The sequence below is a fragment of the Paenibacillus agaridevorans genome, assembly GCF_003112455.1.
Lineage (GTDB): Bacteria > Bacillota > Bacilli > Paenibacillales > Paenibacillaceae > Pristimantibacillus > Pristimantibacillus agaridevorans.
In genome coordinates this window covers 115,203-118,999 of record NZ_BDQX01000036.1, presented here as the reverse complement: position 1 = coordinate 118,999, position 3,797 = coordinate 115,203, and the positions used below count along the sequence as shown (strand labels likewise).

General features: G+C 50.8%; 2 protein-coding genes. Both read right to left on the bottom strand.

The genetic code is table 11. The features are described from left to right. Window positions 1-64: 64 nt before the first annotated feature. Window positions 65-1,819, bottom strand: coding sequence for a glycoside hydrolase family 2 protein (locus PAT3040_RS02630; protein WP_108991439.1), 1,755 nt, complete (start codon window positions 1,817-1,819; stop codon window positions 65-67). A gap of 653 nt (window positions 1,820-2,472) precedes the next feature. Then, on the bottom strand, window positions 2,473-3,797 hold a 1,325-nt coding region (locus PAT3040_RS02625; protein ID WP_181376410.1), incomplete at its 5' end, for a DUF11 domain-containing protein.

Genomic DNA, 3,797 nt, shown 5'->3' with positions numbered 1-3,797 from the left:
TCCTTGCATGGAACGAAAATTCGGCAAAATCTGCTCCCCTCGGAGTATTCAGACACGCCCTAGCTTATTTGCCTTCGTTGATCGCGCGGATCAGCTCCAGCGGAATTTTGGGGATGCGATCGTAGGTCAGCAGACCGTTAATCTCCTGCTCCACGTCCGTCAGCTGCGTATAACAATAACCTTGAACGACGCTGCCTGCGCCATGGAACGGCTGGATGACGGCGCGGAGTCGCTGTTCGAAATCCTCGTCATTGTCCGCTCCGGAATACCCCCAGCCCTCCCAATCGCTTTTCTTGTAGGAGATTCCGCCGAATTCCGTCAGCAGGATCGGCTGGCCTGCATAAGGGTAACCTTCTACCGCCAATCTCCGGTTCGCCGGCATCGTTTCTATGGCGTTCTCAACTGTGCTGTACCGCTCTTCCAGCACTTCGCGTCTCCATTCGTAATCATGGATGTTGAACAGGTCTGTCTTGACCAGCTCCCATCCGTCATTGGAAATGACCGGTCTCGTAGGATCCAGCGACTTGGTTAAATAATACATCGCCATGGCATGATCCTGCTGTTGCTTGTCGACCTGGATATTCGGCACGCCCCAGCTCTCATTGAGCGGCACCCAGGCGATAATACTCGGATGATTGGCGTCCCGTTCGACGGATTCCATCCATTCTTTCGTAAACTTCTGCACATACTCTTCTGTAAATTGATAAGCGTTGGCCGCTTCGCTCCAGACTACAAGGCCCAGCTTGTCGCACCAGTACAAGTAGCGCGGATCCTCCAGCTTCTGGTGTTTGCGCGCTCCGTTGAAGCCCATCTCTTTGGTCAGCTCGACGTCCTTGCGAATCGCCTCGTCGCTCGGCGGCGTAAGATTGCCGTCCGGGAAATAACCTTGATCGAGCACCATTTTGCTAAAGAATGGGCGATTGTTCAGGCAAAGCTTGCCACCCTCGATAGATACCTTCCTCATCCCGAAATAAGAGGTCGCTTGGTCTATGACCGCATCGCCTTCTATCAGAGAGAACACGATGTCGTACAAACGAGGATGCTGCGGGCTCCAATGTCGGGAGGCGCCGCGGTCGTATAGATCCCGGAGCCCGATCGTTCGATTAAGCCGGTCATCTGTAATGCTGTACGTCTCTTCAACCACCGGTTCGCCTTCGAAGGTAACTTCGACCTTCAGCTTGAGAGAGCGTCCCGCTGTCCCGCGGAAATAGGAATGCAGCTCAATTGCATTACGGTCAATGTCCGGAATCATCCGCACACGGTCGATGGATGCCGTCGCGACAGCTTCCATCCATACCGTCTGCCAGATCCCCGTCGTTCTTGTATAGAAGATAGAAGCGGACTCGTCCAGCCAAAATTGTTTGCCCCGCGGCAGCGTTGTGTCCCGGCTAAAGTCGACCGCCTTTACAACGAGCCAATTATCGGCTTCGCGCAGCGCTTCCGTAATATCCGTCTGGAATGGTGTATGTCCGCCTTCATGCGTCGCTACCAGTACGCCGTTTACCCATACCGAAGCTAAATAATCGACAGCTCCGAAGTGGAGGATCGTTTTTTTGCCTGCAAATTCGGCAGGAATGTCCAGCGAACGACGATACCATACCGTGTCGTGCACGGCTGGATCGGCAATGCCGCTAAGTTTGCTTTGGAAAGCGAACGGCACCTGAATGCGAAGCGGCAAAGGCCGATCTCCCTTATGCCATCCTTCCGAAGTGCCCGTATTTTCATCATCAAACGCAAATTCCCATTCTCCGTTCAAATTAAGCCAGCTGTCCCTCATGAATTGTGGTCTCGGGTGCTCGGATCGGTATATCGTTGACATAAATAAAAGACCTCCTTTAGATTAACTAAATGATTAATGTTTAATTAAATCATTTAAATAAATTCAGTTTCATTATGAAGAAAGTCAACTTATTTGTCAATCATAAGTTAATTGAACCTAATTACGTTAACCAAGTAGTTAATTATAAAAAGAAACAGGGCTGTCCAATAAGTCTCAAAAATAAAAAGTTGGGCGGAAAGACGCTTCCGTCCAACTTTTCGTGTAATTGATTTTCAGGAAAGTGGCGAGGTGGATGCCTGCCACTTAACATTCAACCTAAACGTGGGCGTCAGCACTCCATTTATCAAGATACCGGCCTGATGGTGAATTGTGTATGAATTTTCATACACGTTTGGCCAGTTGCCGGCCTATTTGGTGGATTGTGTATGAATTTTCATACACGTTTGGCCAGTTGCCGGCCTATTTGATGGATTGTGTATGAATTTTCATACACGTTTGACCAGATCACGGCTTATTTGATGGATTGTGTATGAATTTTCGTACTACTTAGGTCCCAGGTGAAGCCACTTTTGTTGAATTTTACATAAAACCCTACCCATATAATCGAGCCATAAGAACAACGGGGCTACCTTAAAAGTTCACTTCTCGAATAGCCCCTGTCTCCATATGTGTTAATTGGTATAAACGCTCCGCTATTCATCATCGTGCATAATCGCGATCGTATAGGGATTGGTGGATACCGCTTCCTTATGCACTTGGTCATGCAGCAAATATTCATATTGCACGTCGATATGCCCGCGTAAGGTACGCGTGGTGACCAGCGGACTGATGATTCCTTGAAATAGAATCCTCATAACGCCAGACGGCGCCAGCTCGCCGAATACGATCCGATTGTCCGAGACTGTCGCCTGCTTCCCCTCGCCGTCAACCGTCAAGCTTTCCGGAACCAGGCTTATGGGTCCCCTCAAAAGTTTGTCGGACCCGCAAATCGCAGCTCGATTGCCGGCATTCGCTAGCTGCAACGTGAAGTTGACGTAGCCATCCGGAAAAGAAACTTCCGGCTTCGCCTTAAGTTTCGCTGTAATGACGGGGAAACAGAGCTCGACAACCGTTTTGTTCGAATGAAATTCCTCCGACACTCGTTCAGCGCAACCCGGGTCGCGGCAGGAAGCTTTCAGAAAAGCTCGATTGTCAATCCATTGGCCCGGCGATACGATAGTGACGCCCGGAACGACGACCTCCCACGCCACCGTGACGCTCTCCCCCGGTTCGATGAGACCGAGCGGGATCCCGGCATTGCCCGGAACCCCTCCGCTCATCCAATTGCCATTGATGGTCAAACTATTAGGCACGTACAGCAATCCTTTGGGCAAAAAAGACAACAGAGTAACCATGGCTGCCGCATGCCCTTGATTGCCGACAATCAGCTTGTAGCTAAGTCGATCTCCCGGCGCCGCTTTGGCCGGATCGACGGTCAGCTTTGCGAAAGGCACGGCTTCGTCGGCCTTTGCCACCGGGAGACAAATCGTATTGGAAAAGACGTTCTCCTTCACTTTCCTGCCGTTTGAGCTGTAGAACGAAACGCTCGCTTTCATCCGATTGCACACTTTTTTGCCGCAATCCTCTTCGCTGCCTAGCTTAAGCACAAGCTGGAAGGCAACTTTCACCTTTTCGCCGGGATCAACCGTACCAAGCTTTAAACCTGCGTCGAGATCGACTCCTGGCAAAGGGACGCCGTCTTTTACAATACTGCCCGGCACGAAAGCCATGCCTTTCGGCAGTTCGTCGTATAACACGACCTTTGCGGCGTAATTCCCTTTGTTTCGCAGGATGACCCTGTATGGGATCGGCTTGCCAGGCACTGCCTCGCATGCGTCAGTCTTCTTTTCCAACTGGATATCGGGACCTACGATAGGAATACGGACCGTATTGGAATAAGTCGTGTAGCTGCTTGAGCCGGAATCGTACAAAATATGCGACGTATTCTCCAGTCTGGATGGCTTGTCGCCTTCCGAAC